Origin of the sequence: Malikia sp. (genome assembly GCF_028687635.1) — a bacterium.
Classification (GTDB): domain Bacteria; phylum Pseudomonadota; class Gammaproteobacteria; order Burkholderiales; family Burkholderiaceae_C; genus Malikia.
Map to the genome: position 1 here is coordinate 15,929 of NZ_JAQTZS010000033.1, position 14,472 is coordinate 30,400.

15 protein-coding genes are annotated in these 14,472 nt (G+C 65.3%); 4 read left to right on the forward strand and 11 right to left on the reverse strand.

Features of this window, described 5'->3' with window-relative positions; genetic code table 11:
• Positions 1 to 48: 48 nt before the first annotated feature.
• A complete protein-coding gene (gene hemN / locus PHR85_RS13995; protein WP_300055412.1) occupies positions 49 to 1,428 on the reverse strand; it encodes an oxygen-independent coproporphyrinogen III oxidase in 1,380 nt (459 codons plus the stop codon).
• Positions 1,429 to 1,580: 152 nt separating this feature from the next.
• Between hemN and fnr the strand changes: the two genes are divergently transcribed.
• On the forward strand, positions 1,581 to 2,300 hold the full coding sequence (gene fnr / locus PHR85_RS14000; protein ID WP_300055415.1) for a fumarate/nitrate reduction transcriptional regulator Fnr: 720 nt from the start codon (positions 1,581 to 1,583) through the stop codon (positions 2,298 to 2,300).
• A 24-nt stretch (positions 2,301 to 2,324) separates the two neighbouring features.
• On the opposite strand, the gene PHR85_RS14005 is transcribed toward fnr, so the two are convergent.
• The 7 genes from PHR85_RS14005 to PHR85_RS14035 form a co-directional block, all read right to left on the reverse strand.
• The gene (locus tag PHR85_RS14005) at positions 2,325 to 2,591 is read right to left on the reverse strand and encodes a nitrogen fixation protein FixH (RefSeq protein WP_300055418.1); all 267 of its coding nucleotides are present in this window, start codon (positions 2,589 to 2,591) and stop codon (positions 2,325 to 2,327) included.
• 101 nt (positions 2,592 to 2,692) lie between these two features.
• The gene (ccoP, locus tag PHR85_RS14010) at positions 2,693 to 3,595 is read right to left on the reverse strand and encodes a cytochrome-c oxidase, cbb3-type subunit III (RefSeq protein ID WP_300055420.1); all 903 of its coding nucleotides are present in this window, start codon (positions 3,593 to 3,595) and stop codon (positions 2,693 to 2,695) included.
• Positions 3,596 to 3,612: 17 nt separating this feature from the next.
• Positions 3,613 to 3,750 (reverse strand): cbb3-type cytochrome c oxidase subunit 3, encoded by a 138-nt coding sequence (locus PHR85_RS14015; RefSeq protein WP_300055422.1) that lies wholly within the window; start codon positions 3,748 to 3,750, stop codon positions 3,613 to 3,615.
• A gap of 15 nt (positions 3,751 to 3,765) precedes the next feature.
• Positions 3,766 to 4,395 carry a cytochrome-c oxidase, cbb3-type subunit II gene (gene ccoO, locus PHR85_RS14020; RefSeq protein ID WP_300055425.1) on the reverse strand — a complete coding sequence of 210 codons (630 nt, stop codon included), beginning with the start codon at positions 4,393 to 4,395 and terminating at the stop codon, positions 3,766 to 3,768.
• A gap of 13 nt (positions 4,396 to 4,408) precedes the next feature.
• Positions 4,409 to 5,863, reverse strand: coding sequence for a cytochrome-c oxidase, cbb3-type subunit I (gene ccoN / locus PHR85_RS14025; protein ID WP_300055428.1), 1,455 nt, complete (start codon positions 5,861 to 5,863; stop codon positions 4,409 to 4,411).
• 73 nt (positions 5,864 to 5,936) lie between these two features.
• The gene (ccoS, locus tag PHR85_RS14030) at positions 5,937 to 6,074 is read right to left on the reverse strand and encodes a cbb3-type cytochrome oxidase assembly protein CcoS (RefSeq protein WP_300055431.1); all 138 of its coding nucleotides are present in this window, start codon (positions 6,072 to 6,074) and stop codon (positions 5,937 to 5,939) included.
• 14 nt (positions 6,075 to 6,088) lie between these two features.
• Entirely contained in the window at positions 6,089 to 8,440 is a 2,352-nt protein-coding gene (locus PHR85_RS14035; protein WP_300055434.1) for a cation-translocating P-type ATPase, read from the reverse strand.
• A 137-nt stretch (positions 8,441 to 8,577) separates the two neighbouring features.
• Between PHR85_RS14035 and PHR85_RS14040 the strand changes: the two genes are divergently transcribed.
• Positions 8,578 to 9,021 carry a universal stress protein gene (locus PHR85_RS14040; RefSeq protein ID WP_300055437.1) on the forward strand — a complete coding sequence of 148 codons (444 nt, stop codon included), beginning with the start codon at positions 8,578 to 8,580 and terminating at the stop codon, positions 9,019 to 9,021.
• A 19-nt stretch (positions 9,022 to 9,040) separates the two neighbouring features.
• Here the strand turns inward: PHR85_RS14040 and lgt are convergent, their stop codons facing one another.
• From lgt to acs, 3 genes are all read right to left on the reverse strand, one after another.
• Positions 9,041 to 9,850 (reverse strand): prolipoprotein diacylglyceryl transferase, encoded by an 810-nt coding sequence (lgt, locus tag PHR85_RS14045; RefSeq protein ID WP_300055439.1) that lies wholly within the window; start codon positions 9,848 to 9,850, stop codon positions 9,041 to 9,043.
• A 54-nt stretch (positions 9,851 to 9,904) separates the two neighbouring features.
• Entirely contained in the window at positions 9,905 to 10,150 is a 246-nt protein-coding gene (locus tag PHR85_RS14050; protein WP_300055442.1) for a TIGR04438 family Trp-rich protein, read from the reverse strand.
• 131 nt (positions 10,151 to 10,281) lie between these two features.
• The gene (gene acs / locus PHR85_RS14055) at positions 10,282 to 12,276 is read right to left on the reverse strand and encodes an acetate--CoA ligase (protein WP_300055443.1); all 1,995 of its coding nucleotides are present in this window, start codon (positions 12,274 to 12,276) and stop codon (positions 10,282 to 10,284) included.
• Positions 12,277 to 12,412: 136 nt separating this feature from the next.
• On the opposite strand from acs, the gene PHR85_RS14060 reads away from it, so the two are divergent.
• A complete protein-coding gene (locus PHR85_RS14060; protein ID WP_300055446.1) occupies positions 12,413 to 13,015 on the forward strand; it encodes a TIGR00645 family protein in 603 nt (200 codons plus the stop codon).
• A gap of 36 nt (positions 13,016 to 13,051) precedes the next feature.
• A partial coding sequence (locus PHR85_RS14065; RefSeq protein ID WP_300055449.1) for a fumarate hydratase occupies positions 13,052 to 14,472 on the forward strand: 1,421 nt, incomplete at its 3' end.

Genomic DNA, 14,472 nt, shown 5'->3' on the forward strand with positions numbered 1-14,472 from the left:
ACGAAAGCATGGGCGAACTGTAGCAGCCGCCCGATAGCCTCCGGGATTTCAGATGATCTTGGAGAAGCGCGCCCGGTCCTGATCGCCCTGCAGGTACTTGTCGAAGGTCATGGCAATGGCGCGCACGAAGTACCAGCCCTGCGCGGTCACTTCGAGGCTGCCCTCCCCCACCGTCAGCAGGCCCATGGTCTCGAAATCGCGCAGGCGCTCCAGTTCGCGCGCGAAATAGGACGGAAAATCGATCAGGTGGGCATTGCCCATGGCTTCGAAATCGACCTGACCCTGACACATGATGGCCATGATCACCGCGCGGCGCAGGATATCGTCCCGGGTCAGCGCCAGCCCGCGCACGATGGGCAGGCGACCCTGGTCGAGCGCGTCATAGTATTCGTCCAGCGTCTTGGCGTTCTGGCTGTAGGTCGCACCGATGCGGCCGATGGCCGACACGCCCAGCGCGATCAGGTCGCAGTCGGGCTGGGTGCTGTAGCCCTGGAAGTTGCGGTGCAGCCGGCCCTGGCGCTTGGCGACGGCCAGCGCGTCCTCGGGCAGCGCGAAATGGTCCATGCCGACATAGTCGTAGCCCGCATCGTGGAGGATGTTGAGCGAGTTGGACAGCATCGTGAGCTTTTCGGCCGGACTCGGCAGCTCGGCGCTCAGGATGCGCCGCTGCGGCTTGAAGCGCGTCGGCAGGTGGGCGTAGGCGTAGAGCGCGATGCGATCGGGACGCAAAGCCCTGACCTGCTCCAGCGTGTGGCGGAAGGATTCCGGTGTCTGCAACGGCAGGCCATAGATCAGGTCGACGTTGATCGACTCGAAGCCGATCTCGCGCGCGGCCTGGACCAGGGCGAACACCTGCTCGGCCGGCTGCACCCGGTGCACCGCTTTCTGCACCGTGGGATCGAAATCCTGCACGCCGAAACTCAGCCGGTTGAAGCCGAGGCGATGCAGGTGCCGCAGGCGCGCGGGCGTGACGGTGCGCGGGTCGACCTCGATCGAGAATTCCCCCCCCGCAACGAGATTGAAATGACGCCTTATCATGTCGACCAGGTCGGAGAGTTCGACATCGCTCAGGAAGGTCGGCGAACCGCCGCCCAGGTGCATCTGCGAGACGTCATGGCCGCGCCCGAAATGCTCGACCTGGAGTTCAAGTTCGCGCGACAGGTAGCGCAGGTATTCTTCCGACTTGCCGTGGTGCTTGGTGATGACCTTGTTGCAGGCGCAGTAGTAGCACAGCGACTCGCAGAAAGGAATGTGCACGTAAAGCGACAGCGGCAGTGCCATGGAGCCGGCGCGGCGCTGCTCAAGCGCCTGGATGTAGCTGTCGTTGCCAAAGGCCTCGACGAAGCGGTCGGCGGTGGGATAAGAGGTGTAGCGGGGCCCCGGCACATCGAAGCGCCGGAGAAGTTGCTCGTCGATTGCGTGGCTCACGGGCGGGTTCTCCAAGATTGGGCTCGACTGTGCCGCAAATTGGCAAAATTGACCTTGACGTGGGTCAAACAAGAATTACAGCCAGATCCAGGCAAGGTGGATTCGGTAAGTCACCGCGGCCAGCTAAAATGACAAGTTGATTGAGCATCTTTATGGATATACACAGCATCAAAGTGGCCTGTTCGAGCTGTAACCTGCGCGAGCTCTGCTTGCCCATGGGTCTGAAGCCAGACGAGATGAACCGCCTTGACAGCGTGATCAGCACCCGCAAGCGCGTCAAGCGCGGCCAGTCGCTGTTCAGCCACGGCGACCCCTTCACCTCGCTCTATGCGGTGCGATCGGGCTTCTTCAAGACCTGCGTCACCTCGGTCGACGGCCGCGACCAGGTCACGGGATTCCAGATGACGGGTGAAATCCTGGGCATGGACGGCATCGTCAACGACCAGCACGCCTGCGATGCCGTCGCGCTGGAGGATGCCGAGGTCTGCGTACTGCCCTTCGACCGGCTCGAATCGCTGTCGCGCGAGTTCAGTGCGCTGCAGCACCATGTGCACAAGATCATGAGTCGCGAGATCGTGCGCGACCACGGCGTCATGCTGCTGCTGGGCAGCATGCGGGCCGAGGAGCGGCTGGCCGCCTTCCTGCTGAACCTGGTGCAGCGCCTGCACTCGCGCGGCTTCTCCCAGTCCGAGCTGGTGCTGCGCATGACGCGCGAGGAGATCGGCAGCTACCTCGGCATGAAGCTGGAGACCGTCAGCCGCACCTTCTCCAAATTCGTGGAGGAAGGCATCATCGAGGTCAAGCAGCGCTATGTCCAGATCAAGGATACCGATGCGCTGCGCAGGATCGTCAACCCGCCAGCCTGCGACTGACTGCCTCAGGGGCGGGCCGCTGCATCACTTGTCGGACTGAACCGGGGGCGACGCGACATGGTTGCGCGCCTTGACCGCCGGCTGCAGGCTCTCGATCTGCTCCGGCGTGAGTTCCTTGCCGACGCGCTGCGCCTCGCTGATGGGGTCGCGCTCCAGCACCGGATCGGAGCCACGCACGACGAGCACATAGGTGACCACGGAGGCGATCACCACCGCCAGCGGTCCGCCCAACACCATCCACATCATGGGCTCACGATACCAGGGCTGGCCTTGCGGCTGCTTGCTTTCCATAGGTCCTTTTGCACTTTCTCTAAACGAAGACGCCCTGGAGACCCGCAAGGGCCTGCCAGGGCTGTCGAGCGAGCCTCAGCTCGGACTATCCCACGCGGGGATTACTTGGCGGAATGCGACAGACCCCAGACATAGCCAGCCAGCACATGCAGCTGGTCTTCGGTCAGCTTGGACTTCTGGGCCGGCATCACGTTGGTCTTGCCTTCGTTGATCATCTTCACGATGAAATCGGCACCGAAGCCATGCAGCCAGACATTGTCGGTCAGGTTGGGAGCCCCTACTGCCGAGTTGCCCTTGCCATCGGCACCGTGGCAGGCCGCGCAAGCCGCGAACTTGTCCTTGCCCAGGGCCGCCTTGACCGGGTCGCTGGCGGTGCCCGACAGGCTCAGCACATATTCAGCCACGTTGCGCACGTCTTCAGGCGTCCCGACCGCAGCCGCCATCGGAGGCATGACGCCCATGCGGCCGTTGGCGATCGTGGTCTTGATGTAGCCGTGACTGCCGTCGCCACCCAGCCAGTCGCCATCGGCCAGGTTGGGGAAGCTCTTGCTACCGCGCGCGTCGGCGCCATGGCACTGAGAGCAGAAGTTCTGGTACAGGCGGTCGCCAATCAGCTGGGCCTTGGGGTCCTTGGCCAGTTCCTCGACCGACATGCCCTTGAACTTCTCGTAGACCGGGGCGATGGTCGCAGCCAGCTTCTCACCTTCCTTGGCATGCTGACCGGCCGAAGTCCAGCCCAGCTTGCCGCCGCTGGTGCCCAGCGTCGGATACAGGAAGGTGTAGCCAATCGCGAACACGATGGTGATCCAGAACAGGCCGACCCACCACCTGGGCAGCGGGTTGTTCATCTCCTGCAGGTTGCCGTCCCAGACATGGCCGGTGGTATCGCCGGGGGTGAACTTGACCTTACCGTTGCTCCACAGCACCCACACGCAGTAGGCGATGGAGACGATGACGATGACGGTCACATACCATGCCCAGAAACTGTTTACAAAGTCACTCATGATGGTTCTCTTTCTCGTTATTCGTCTCGGAAGGGAAGACCGGACGCCTCATCGAAGTCGGACTTGTTGCGTCTGGACCAGGTCCAGGCCATGATGGCAATGAAAGCCACGAAACTGATCAGCGTGACGCCGATACGCACGTCGGTGATGTCCATGTCGCCCTTCCTGTGTTACTTGATGGCGGTGCCGAGAACCTGCAGGTAGGCAATCACAGCCTCAAGCTCGGTCTTGCCCTTGACGTCGTCAGCGGCCTTGGCGACTTCCTCGTCGCTGTAGGGCACGCCGAGCTTCTTCATCGCGGCCAGGCGACCCGGCATGACGGCGGCGTCGACCAGATCCTTTTCCAGCCAGGGGTAGGCCGGCATGATGGACTCGGGCACCACGTCACGCGGGTTGATCAGGTGGATGCGGTGCCATTCGTCGGAATAGCGGCCGCCCACGCGGGCCAGGTCAGGACCGGTGCGCTTGGAGCCCCACTGGAAGGGGTGGTCGTAGACCGACTCGCCGGCACGCGAGTACGGGCCGTAGCGCAGCGTCTCGGCCTGGAAGGGACGGATCATCTGCGAGTGGCAGTTGTAGCAGCCCTCGCGGATGTACACATCGCGACCATACAACTGCAGCGAGGTGTAGGGCTTGAGGCCCTCGACCGGCTGGGTGGTCGATTTCTGGAAGAACAGCGGCACGATTTCGAGCAGGCCGCCGACCGACAGCACCAGGACGATCAGGACGATCATCAGGAAGTTGCTGGTCTCGATCCGCTCGTGCGTGAAGCCCTTGATGGGTTCGTTGTGGTTAGCCATTTGTCTTTACTCCTCAGGCGTGGGCGGCGATGGCGGGAATTTGCACCACGGGCACGGCACCGGCCTTGAGGCCTTGGCGCGCGGTCATCACGGTGTTCCACAGCATCACGATCATGCCGGTCAGGTAGAGCAGGCCGCCGACCAGACGGATGATGTAGAAGGGGATGGACGCCTTGACGGACTGCACGAAGGTGTAGGTCAGGGTGCCGTCGTCATTGAGGGCACGCCACATCAGACCTTGGGTCACGCCCGAGATCCACAGCGCGGCGATGTAGAGCACGATGCCGATGGTGGCGACCCAGAAGTGCAGCTCGATGGCGGGCACCGAGTACATCTTCTTCTGTCCGTACAGGCGCGGGATCAGGTAGTAGAGCGAACCCATGGTGACCAGGCCCACCCAGCCCAGGGCGCCGGAGTGCACGTGACCCACGGTCCAGTCGGTGTAGTGCGACAGGGCGTTGACGGTCTTGATGGCCATCATCGGACCCTCGAAGGTCGACATGCCGTAGAAGGACAGAGAGACGATCAGGAAGCGCAGGATGGGGTCGTCACGCAGCTTGTGCCAGGCACCCGACAGGGTCATGATGCCGTTGATCATGCCGCCCCAGGACGGCGCCAGCAGGATCAGCGAGAAGATCATGCCGACCGACTGGGTCCAGTCCGGCAGCGCGGTGTAATGCAGGTGGTGCGGACCCGCCCACATGTAGGTGAAGATCAGCGCCCAGAAGTGGACGATGGACAGGCGATAGGAGTAGACCGGACGCTCGGCCTGCTTGGGGATGAAGTAGTACATCATGCCCAGGAAGGCGGCGGTCAGGAAGAAGCCCACCGCGTTGTGGCCGTACCACCACTGAACCATCGCATCCTGTGCACCGGCGTAGGCCGAATACGAGTGCGTCCAGCTGGTCGGCATGGCGGCACTGTTGACGATGTGCAACAGCGCGACGGCGATGATGAAGGCGCCGAAGAACCAGTTGGCCACGTAGATGTGGCGCACCTTGCGGGTACCGACGGTGCCGAAGAACACGATGGCGTAGGCCACCCAGACCAGGGTGATCAGGACATCGATCGGCCAGATCAGTTCGGCATACTCCTTGCCCTGGGTGTAGCCCAGCGGCAATGAGATCACCGCCAGCAGGATGACCAGCTGCCAGCCCCAGAAAGTGAAGGTCGCCAGCGGGCCGGCGAACAGACGGGTCTGGCAGGTGCGCTGCACCACGTAGTAGCTGGTGGCGAACAGTCCGCAACCGCCAAAGGCGAAGATCACTGCGTTGGTGTGCAGCGGGCGCAGGCGACCGAACGAAGTCCAGGACAGACCCAGGTTGAGTTCGGGGAAGGCCAGCTGGGAAGCGATGATCACGCCCACCAGCATGCCGACCACGCCCCAGACCACGGTCATGATGGCAAACTGCCGGATGACCTTGTCGTTGTAGACCCCCGGTAGGGAATCCCTTGTTATCACTGACATGCAAACTCTCCTATTAAAACACTGCTTTGAATTGAAGTTTCGACCTTGATGACAAAATGGGTATTGACCTGGGTCAATCCCCATGAAAAATGCGCTCGCCTTCGCGTTCGACATTGTCGAATTGCCCGCCCTGGAGGGCCCACCAGAACAGTCCCATGATGCCGAGCACCAGCAGGACGGACAGGGGAATTAGCAGGTACATGGATTCCATCGTTGACAGCTCCGTCAGGTCAGTCGGGATTGCGGCACGCGCGCCAGCCGCAGGGCGTTGCCCATGACCAGCAGCGAGCTGGCCGCCATGCCGAGCCCGGCCAGCCAGGGCGGCATCCAGCCGGCCAGCGCCAACGGCACGGCGATCAGGTTGTAGACCGCCGCCCACAGCAGGTTCTGCCGCACGACCAACAGGGTCTTGCGTGCCAGCTCGATGGCCGCCACCAGCTCGTCGAGCTGGCCGCTTTGCACCACGAAATCGGATTGCGCCTGCGCCAACGGCGCGCCATGGCCGAGCGCGAACGAACTGTCGGCCCGCGCCAGCACCGGGCCGTCATTGAGGCCATCGCCGACCATGGCCAGGCGATGGCCTTGCCGCTGCAGCTCAAGCAGCTCGGCGAGCTTGCGCTCGGGGCTGGCCTGCGCGGTCACCTGATGAATACCGAGCTGGCGCGCCACGCGCTCGGCCGCCGGCGCCCGGTCACCCGAAAGCAGACGGGTTTCGAGGCCGAGCGCGTGCAAGCGCGCGACCACGGCGGCGGCCTCCTCGCGCACGCCCTCGTCAAGCACGAAGGTCGCGACCCAGCCGGCGACATCCGCCAGATAGGCGCAGGGCTGGTCGGCCACCGCCCTGCCCTCGCGCAACAGATCAGCCTCGTCGAGGCCACACAGGGTGGCCGAGCCCAGCCTGAGCATGGCACCGTCCGACCCGGACTGCAGGCCCAGACCGGGAAGCTCCTGAACCTCGAGGAAGGCGGCTTCGGGCAGGCCATCGGCCTGCGCCGCCCGGGCAATGGCACGCGAGACCGGGTGCAGCGAGGCGCGCGCCAGTGGCGCGGCCAGCGCCAGCGCCTGTCCAGCCGTGAGGTCGGCGCGGGTCATCGTCTGCCGCAACACCACGCGGTCGCGCGTGAGCGTGCCGGTCTTGTCGAACACGACGGTGTCGATGCCGGCCAGCTCCTCGAAGGCCTGCAGGCGCCGCACCAGCACGCCGCGCTTGGCGAGCGCGCCAGCGGCGGCCAGCATGGCGACGGGCGTCGCCAGCGAGAGCGCGCAGGGGCAGGTGACGATCAGCACCGCCACCGCGACCGCGATCGCCCGATCCGGGTCGATCTGCCACCACCACCAGCCCGACAGGGCGGCCGCCAGCAGCACGGCGACCAGGAAAGGCGCGGCGATGCGGTCGGCCAGCTGCGCCAGGCGCGGCTTCTCGGTCGAGGCGCGCTCCATGAGCTGGACGATCTGGGCAAAGCGGGTGTCACGCCCCAGGCGCTCGACGCGCATCAGCGCGGCGCCCGCCAGGTTGTAGCTGCCAGCCACCAGCGACTCGCCCTGGCGGCGCGTCACGGGGTGGGACTCGCCCGTCAGCAGCGCCTCGTCGACCGTCGCGCCGTCGCTCAGCAGCAGGCCGTCGCCCGGAAAGGCCTGGCCGGCCTGCACCCGCACGATGTCAGCCAGCTGCAGGCGCTTGAGCGACACGGCCTCGAAGCTGCCGTCGGCCAGCTGACGCTCGCAGCGCTCGGGCAGGCGGTTGATCAGCGCGTCGAGCGCGCCGGCGGTGCGGTCACGCGCCTTGAGTTCGAGGTAGCGCCCACCCAGCAGAAAGAAGACGAACATGGTCAGCGAGTCGTACCAGATCTCGCTGCCCCAGGGGCCGGCCGGATCGAAGGTGGCCCCGCTGCTGGCCACGAAGGTCACCAGGATGCCGATCGAGACCGGGGTGTCCATGCCGACGCGGCCGCGCCTGAGGTCGCGCCAGGCACTGCGAAAGAAGGGGCCGCTGGCAAACAACAGCACCGGCACGCTCAGGATCCAGCAGGCCCAGCGCAGCAGGTGCAGCAGGTCGGGGGCGATCTCGCCGGGCTCGGTGACATACATCGGCGTCGTGTACATCATGACCTGCATCATGCAAAAGCCCGCGACGAACAGGCGCCAGAGCGCCTTGCGCGTCTCGGCCTGACGTTCGCTGACGCTGAGCGCCTGCTGCAGCGGCAGCAGACGGTAGCCGGCATCGCCGACCGCGCGCGCCAGTTCGGAGATCCGGGTGCGCGCCGGGTCCCAGCGCACGATCAGACGCCGCGTGGCCGCATGCACCTGGGCGGACAGCACGCCGGGCTTGCCGGCGATGGCGGACTCGACCGCATCCGAGCAGGCCGCACAGTACATGCCCTGCACCAGCAGCACGGACTCGCAGGCCAGCTGCCCCTGGACTTCGCAGTCCTGGGTGAAGTCCTGCTGCTCGACCGGGTCGTCGAGCACGCTGAAATCATCGGTGACCGTCAGCGGCCCACGATGCCGACCCAACAGCCAGCTTCCCGCACCCTGGGTGGGCGCAGGACTGCTGACGAAAGTCGGAGTGTCTGCCATAGTCGCACATTATCTCAGGGTATTCCTGCGGGGTTTGACCCGGGTCAATGCTGACAATGAGCAGCCTGGCGTTCCAGGGCATAAACTGCCATCAGATCGATGGCCTGTCGCCATCATTTCCACCAGCAGGAGGTTTCATGTACAAGCGCATACTCGTGGCCACCGATGGCTCCAAGTTGTCCGACAGCGCGGTCGCGCACGCCCTGGACCTGGCCGACATCACCGGCGCCGAGGTCGTGGCCCTCAAGGTGGTGCCGCGCTACCCGCAGACCTATTTCGAGGGCGGCGTGAGCGTGGACGCCGAGGAGATCAAGCACATCGAGAAGCAGTGGCAGGACGAGGCCTTGCAGGTGGTCAACGCGATCAGGTCCGAGGGCCAGAAGCGCCAGGTCAAGGTCAAGGCCACCACCGCCAAGTCGGACCTGGTGGCCGAAGCCATCATCGCGGCAGCCAAGCGCAACAAATGCGACCTGATCGTGATGGCCTCGCACGGGCGCAAGGGCCTCAAGCGCCTGCTGCTGGGCAGCGAGACGCAGCAGGTGCTGACCCACTCCCATATCCCGGTGCTGGTGCTGCGCTGAACGCCAGACCAGGGCCGGGTCAGGCAGCGGGCTGACGCCACGCCCACCGCCACAGCAGCAAGCCGGCCAGGATCATGGGCAGCGAGAGCCACTGCCCCATGCTCAGGCCCAGCTGCAGCAAGCCAAGGTGGGCGTCGGGCTCGCGGAAATATTCGGCCACGAAACGCATCAGGCCGTAGCCGGCCAGGAAAGCCGCCGACACCTCGCCACGGCGACGTGGCCGGCGCGCGTAAAGCCAGAGCAAGGTGAACAGCAGCAGGCCCTCCAGCATGAACTGGTAGAGCTGCGAGGGATGACGCGGCAGGTCGCCGGCACCGCGAAACAGCATGGCCCAAGGCAGCGCGGGGTCGGCGACCCGGCCCCAGAGCTCGCCATTGATGAAGTTGCCGATGCGGCCCGCGGCCAGCCCGGTCGGCACGCAGGGCGCGATGAAGTCCATGACCTGCAGCCAGGGCTTGTGGCGGCTGCGCGCGAACCAGGCCATCGCGATCAGCACGCCGAGCAGGCCGCCGTGAAAGCTCATGCCGCCTTCCCAGACCGCGAACGCCTTGAGCGGCTGCGCCAGGTAGTCGAGCGGCTTGTAGAACAGCACATAGCCGATGCGCCCGCCCAGCACCACGCCGAGCACGCCGAAGAACAGGATGTCCTCGACATCGCGCGCGCTCCAGGCGCCCGGCCCCTCGATCCGGGCAAAGGAAGGGTGGCGCAGCCGGCGCCGCCCCAGCCAGACGAACATCAGGAAGGCGGCCAGATAGGTCAGTCCGTACCAGTGCACGGACAAGGGGCCCAGCTTCAGGGCCACCGGATCGATTTGCGGATGGATCAGCATGCAGCGATTGTGCCAGCGCCGCCGGTGTCTCCAGCAGCCCCGGCGGCGCGCGACTCACTGGCGCTTGTCGAGCGGCGGCAGGCCCAGGCGTCGGCGGCCTTCATCGAGACGGCGACGACGACGCTCGTCCATCTTGCGGGACTCCTGGCGCTTGGTGTAGCCGAAGCGGTCGGCCCACCCCCACCAGAGCACGGCGAGCGCGAACGGCGACAGCACCCCCCACCAGCTCCAGGCAGCGACCGGGTCGATTGCCAGGTATTTGAGCAGCAGCAACGCCAGCCCGAGCAGCAACAGATACATTCCACGCCCCCCTCTACGCCCTCTACGCCCTCTACGCCTTCGCGGCTTGTCTTGCTCCTGCATGGTAGCCTTGGCGCAGACAAAAAAACAGCCCGCCAAGGGCGGGCTGCATATTTAACCGGGAAACCGGATCAGTTGGACTGGGCCAGCTGGTCGAGGATATGCGGGTTTTCGAGCGTCGAGGTGTCCTGCGTCACGGCCTCGCCCTTGGCGAGCGAGCGCAGCAGGCGGCGCATGATCTTGCCCGAGCGGGTCTTGGGCAGGTTCTCGCCAAAGCGGATTTCTTTCGGTTTGGCGATCGGGCCGATCTCCTTGGCCACCCAGTTGCGCAGCTCGTTGGCCAGCTTCTTGGCGTCCTCGCCAGTCGGGATCGGGCACTTGAGCACGACGAAGGCGACGATGGCCTCGCCGGTCAGGTCATCCGGACGACCGACCACGGCGGCTTCGGCCACCAGGTCGGTCTTGCCGACCAGCGCCGACTCGATCTCCATCGTGCCCATGCGGTGGCCCGAGACGTTGAGCACGTCGTCGATGCGGCCCGTGATGCGGAAGTAGCCGCGATCCTCGCTGCGCACCGCGCCGTCGCCGGCCAGGTAGTAGCCCTTGAGCTCCTCGGGGAAGTAGCTCTTCTTGAAGCGCTCGGGGTCGCCCCAGATGGTGCGGATCATCGAAGGCCAGGGCTTCTTGACGACCAGGATGCCGCCCGAGCCGTTGGGCACGTCATGGCCGGCCTCGTCGACGATCGCGGTCGTGATGCCCGGCAGCGGCAGAGTGCAGGAACCCGGCACCAGCGGCGTCGCGCCCGGCAGCGGGGTGATCATGTGGCCGCCGGTCTCGGTCTGCCAGAAGGTGTCGACGATCGGGCAGCGCTCGCCGCCGATATGCTTGTAGTACCACATCCAGGCCTCGGGGTTGATCGGCTCGCCGACCGAACCCAGGATGCGCAGGCTCGACAGGTCCCAGTTCTTCGGATGCACCTTCTCGTCGCTGTCGCAGGCCTTGATCAGCGAGCGGATCGCGGTCGGCGCGGTGTAGAAGATGCTGCACTTGTGCTTCTCGATCATCTGCCAGAAGCGGCCGGCATTCGGGTAGGTCGGCACGCCCTCGAAGATGATCTGGGTCGCGCCGGCGGCCAGCGGGCCGTAGGCGACGTAGCTGTGGCCGGTGATCCAGCCGATGTCGGCGGTGCACCAGAACACGTCGCTGTCCTTCAGGTCGAAGGTCCAGTCCATGGTCATCTTGGCCCACAGCAGGTAGCCGCCGGTGCTGTGCTGCACGCCCTTGGGCTTGCCGGTCGAGCCCGAGGTGTAGAGCACGAACAGGGGGTGTTCGGCGCCGACGATTTCGGCCGGGCACTCGCTGGACTGGGCGGCCATTTCCTCGTGCATGAAGCTGTCGCGGCCTTCGACCATGTTGACAGCGGTCGGGGTGCGCTGGAACACGATCACGTTGCGCACGGTCTTGCAGTCACCCTGGGTGATGGCCTCGTCGACGATGGACTTGAGCGGCAGCTCCTTGCCGCCGCGCATCTGGTAGTTGGCGGTCACGACGGCCACGGCGCCGGCGTCGTTGATGCGCTCCTCCAGGGCCTTGGACGAGAAGCCGCCGAACACCACGCTGTGGGTCGCGCCGATGCGGGCACAGGCCTGCATCGCGATCACGCCCTCGACCGTCATCGGCATGTAGATGACGACGCGGTCACCCTTCTGCACGCCCTTGGACTTGAGCACGTTGGCGAACTGCGACACCTTGGCCAGCAGTTCCTTGTAGGTGACCTGGGTGACCTCGCCGCCGTCGGCCTCGAAGATGATCGCGGTCTTGTTCTCGACCGGGGTGCCCATGTGGCGGTCCAGGCAGTTGAAGGAGGCGTTGAGCTCGCCGTCGGCAAACCACTGGTAGAACGGCGCGTTGGAGCTGTCGAGCGTCTGGGTGAAGGGCTTGCTCCAGGTCAGGTGCTCGCGGGCATGCCGGGCCCAGAAGCCCTCGAAATCCTGCTCGGCTTCGTCGCACAGGGCCTGGTAGGCCTCCATGCCGGAGATACGGGCGGCCGCGACAGTGGCCGCGCTGGGCTCGAAGACGCGGTTCTCGACCAGGGTGGACTGGATGGCGGACGAAGGTGCTGTCATGGTGTCTCCTCTGTAATTGCTTGATGGCGGCTATCGATATGAATGTGCGCGGTCTCTCTGACGAGGCTCTTACACCACCGCTCGGGCCAGGCCGCACGCGCCCCCTACAATTGACGCGCCAACCACGACGCACACCATGAGCCCCACCAAGAACGACCCCACCCAGCCGATAGGTCCCCTGTCCAAACTGATCTTCGCCAGTCGCTGGCTGCAGCTGCCGCTCTACCTTGGCCTGATCGCTGCCCAGGGCATCTATGTCTACCATTTTTGGGTCGAACTGGTGCACCTGATCGAGGCCGCCTTCGGCAACCAGAACGCCCTCAACGCGCTGGTCTCCAGCATGGGCTACAAATCGGACGCCGAGGTCACCGCGCTCAACGAAACCATCATCATGCTGGTGGTGCTCGCGCTGATCGACGTCGTCATGATCTCGAACCTGCTGATCATGGTGATCGTGGGCGGCTACGAGACCTTCGTCAGCCGCATGGGCCTGGAAAGCCACCCCGACCAGCCCGAATGGCTCAGCCATGTCAACGCCTCGGTGCTCAAGGTCAAGCTGGCGACCGCCATCATCGGCATCTCGTCGATCCACCTGCTCAAGACCTTCATCAACGCCGCCAACTACGACGAGAAGGTGCTGATGTGGCAGACCATCATCCACATGGTGTTCCTGTGCAGCGCGATGGCGATCGCCTACACCGACCGCCTGCTGAACCTGTCCGCCGCGGACAAGCACTGAAGCCGACCCATTTTTTGACCCCCTGAAAGACCTGCCATGACCGCCATCAAACAGGAAGACCTGATCCAGTCCATCGAGGACGCCTTCCAGTACATCAGCTATTACCACCCGCTCGACTACATCCAGGCCTTGGGCGCAGCCTACGAGCGCGAGCAGAGCCCGGCCGCCAAGGATGCGATCGCCCAGATCCTGACCAACAGCCGCATGTCGGCCGAAGGCCACCGCCCGATCTGCCAGGACACCGGCATCGGCATGGTCTTCATCAAGGTCGGCATGAACGTCACCTGGCCGGACGCCACCATGGGCATCCAGCAGATGATCGACGAAGGCGTGCGCCGCGCCTACGCCAACCCCGACAACCCGCTGCGGGCCTCGGTGCTGGCCGACCCGGCCGGTGCCCGGCGCAACACCAAGGACAACACCCCGGCCGTGGTGCATTTCGAGATCGTCCCGGGCGACCAGGTCGAGGTGATCTGCGCGGCCAAGGGCGGCGGCTCGGAGGCCAAGGCCAAGTTCGCGATGCTGAATCCGTCCGACGACCTGGTCGACTGGATCCTCAAGACCGTGCCGACCATGGGCGCTGGCTGGTGCCCGCCGGGCATCCTGGGCATCGGCATCGGCGGCACGCCCGAGAAGGCGATGCTGCTGGCCAAGGAATCGATCATGGCTCCGGTCGACATCCACGAGCTGATCGCCAAGGCCCAGGGCGGCGCCACGCTGACCCGCCCCGAGCAGCTGCGCCTGGAACTGTACGAGAAGGTCAACGCGCTGGGCATCGGTGCCCAGGGCCTGGGCGGCCTGACCACGGTGCTCGACGTCAAGGTGCTGGACTACCCCTGCCACGCGGCCAACCTGCCGGTCGCTATCGTGCCCAACTGCGCCGCGACCCGCCACTGCCATTTCCACCTCGACGGCTCCGGCCCGGCCAAGATCGAGCCGCCCAAGCTGGAAGACTGGCCGGCCGTGACCTGGACGCCCGACACCCAGTCGGCCACCCGCGTCAACCTCGACACTCTGAGCAAGGAAGAAGTCGCCGGCTGGAAGGTCGGCCAGAAGCTGCTGCTCAACGGCAAGATGCTGACCGGGCGCGACGCCGCGCACAAGCGCATCGCCGACATGCTGGCCAAGGGCGAGCCGCTGCCGGTGGACTTCACCAACCGCGTGATCTACTACGTCGGCCCGGTCGATCCGGTGCGTGACGAAGTCGTCGGCCCGGCTGGCCCGACCACCGGCACCCGGATGGACAAGTTCACCCGCATGATGCTGGAGCAGACCGGCCTGATCTCGATGATCGGCAAGTCCGAGCGCGGCCCGGTCGCGATCGAGGCGATCAAGGACAACCAGAGCGCCTACCTGATGGCCGTCGGCGGCGCCGCCTACCTGGTGGCCAAGGCGATCAAGTCGGCCAAGGTGGTGGGCTTTGCCGACCTCGGCATGGAAGCGATCTACGAGTTCGA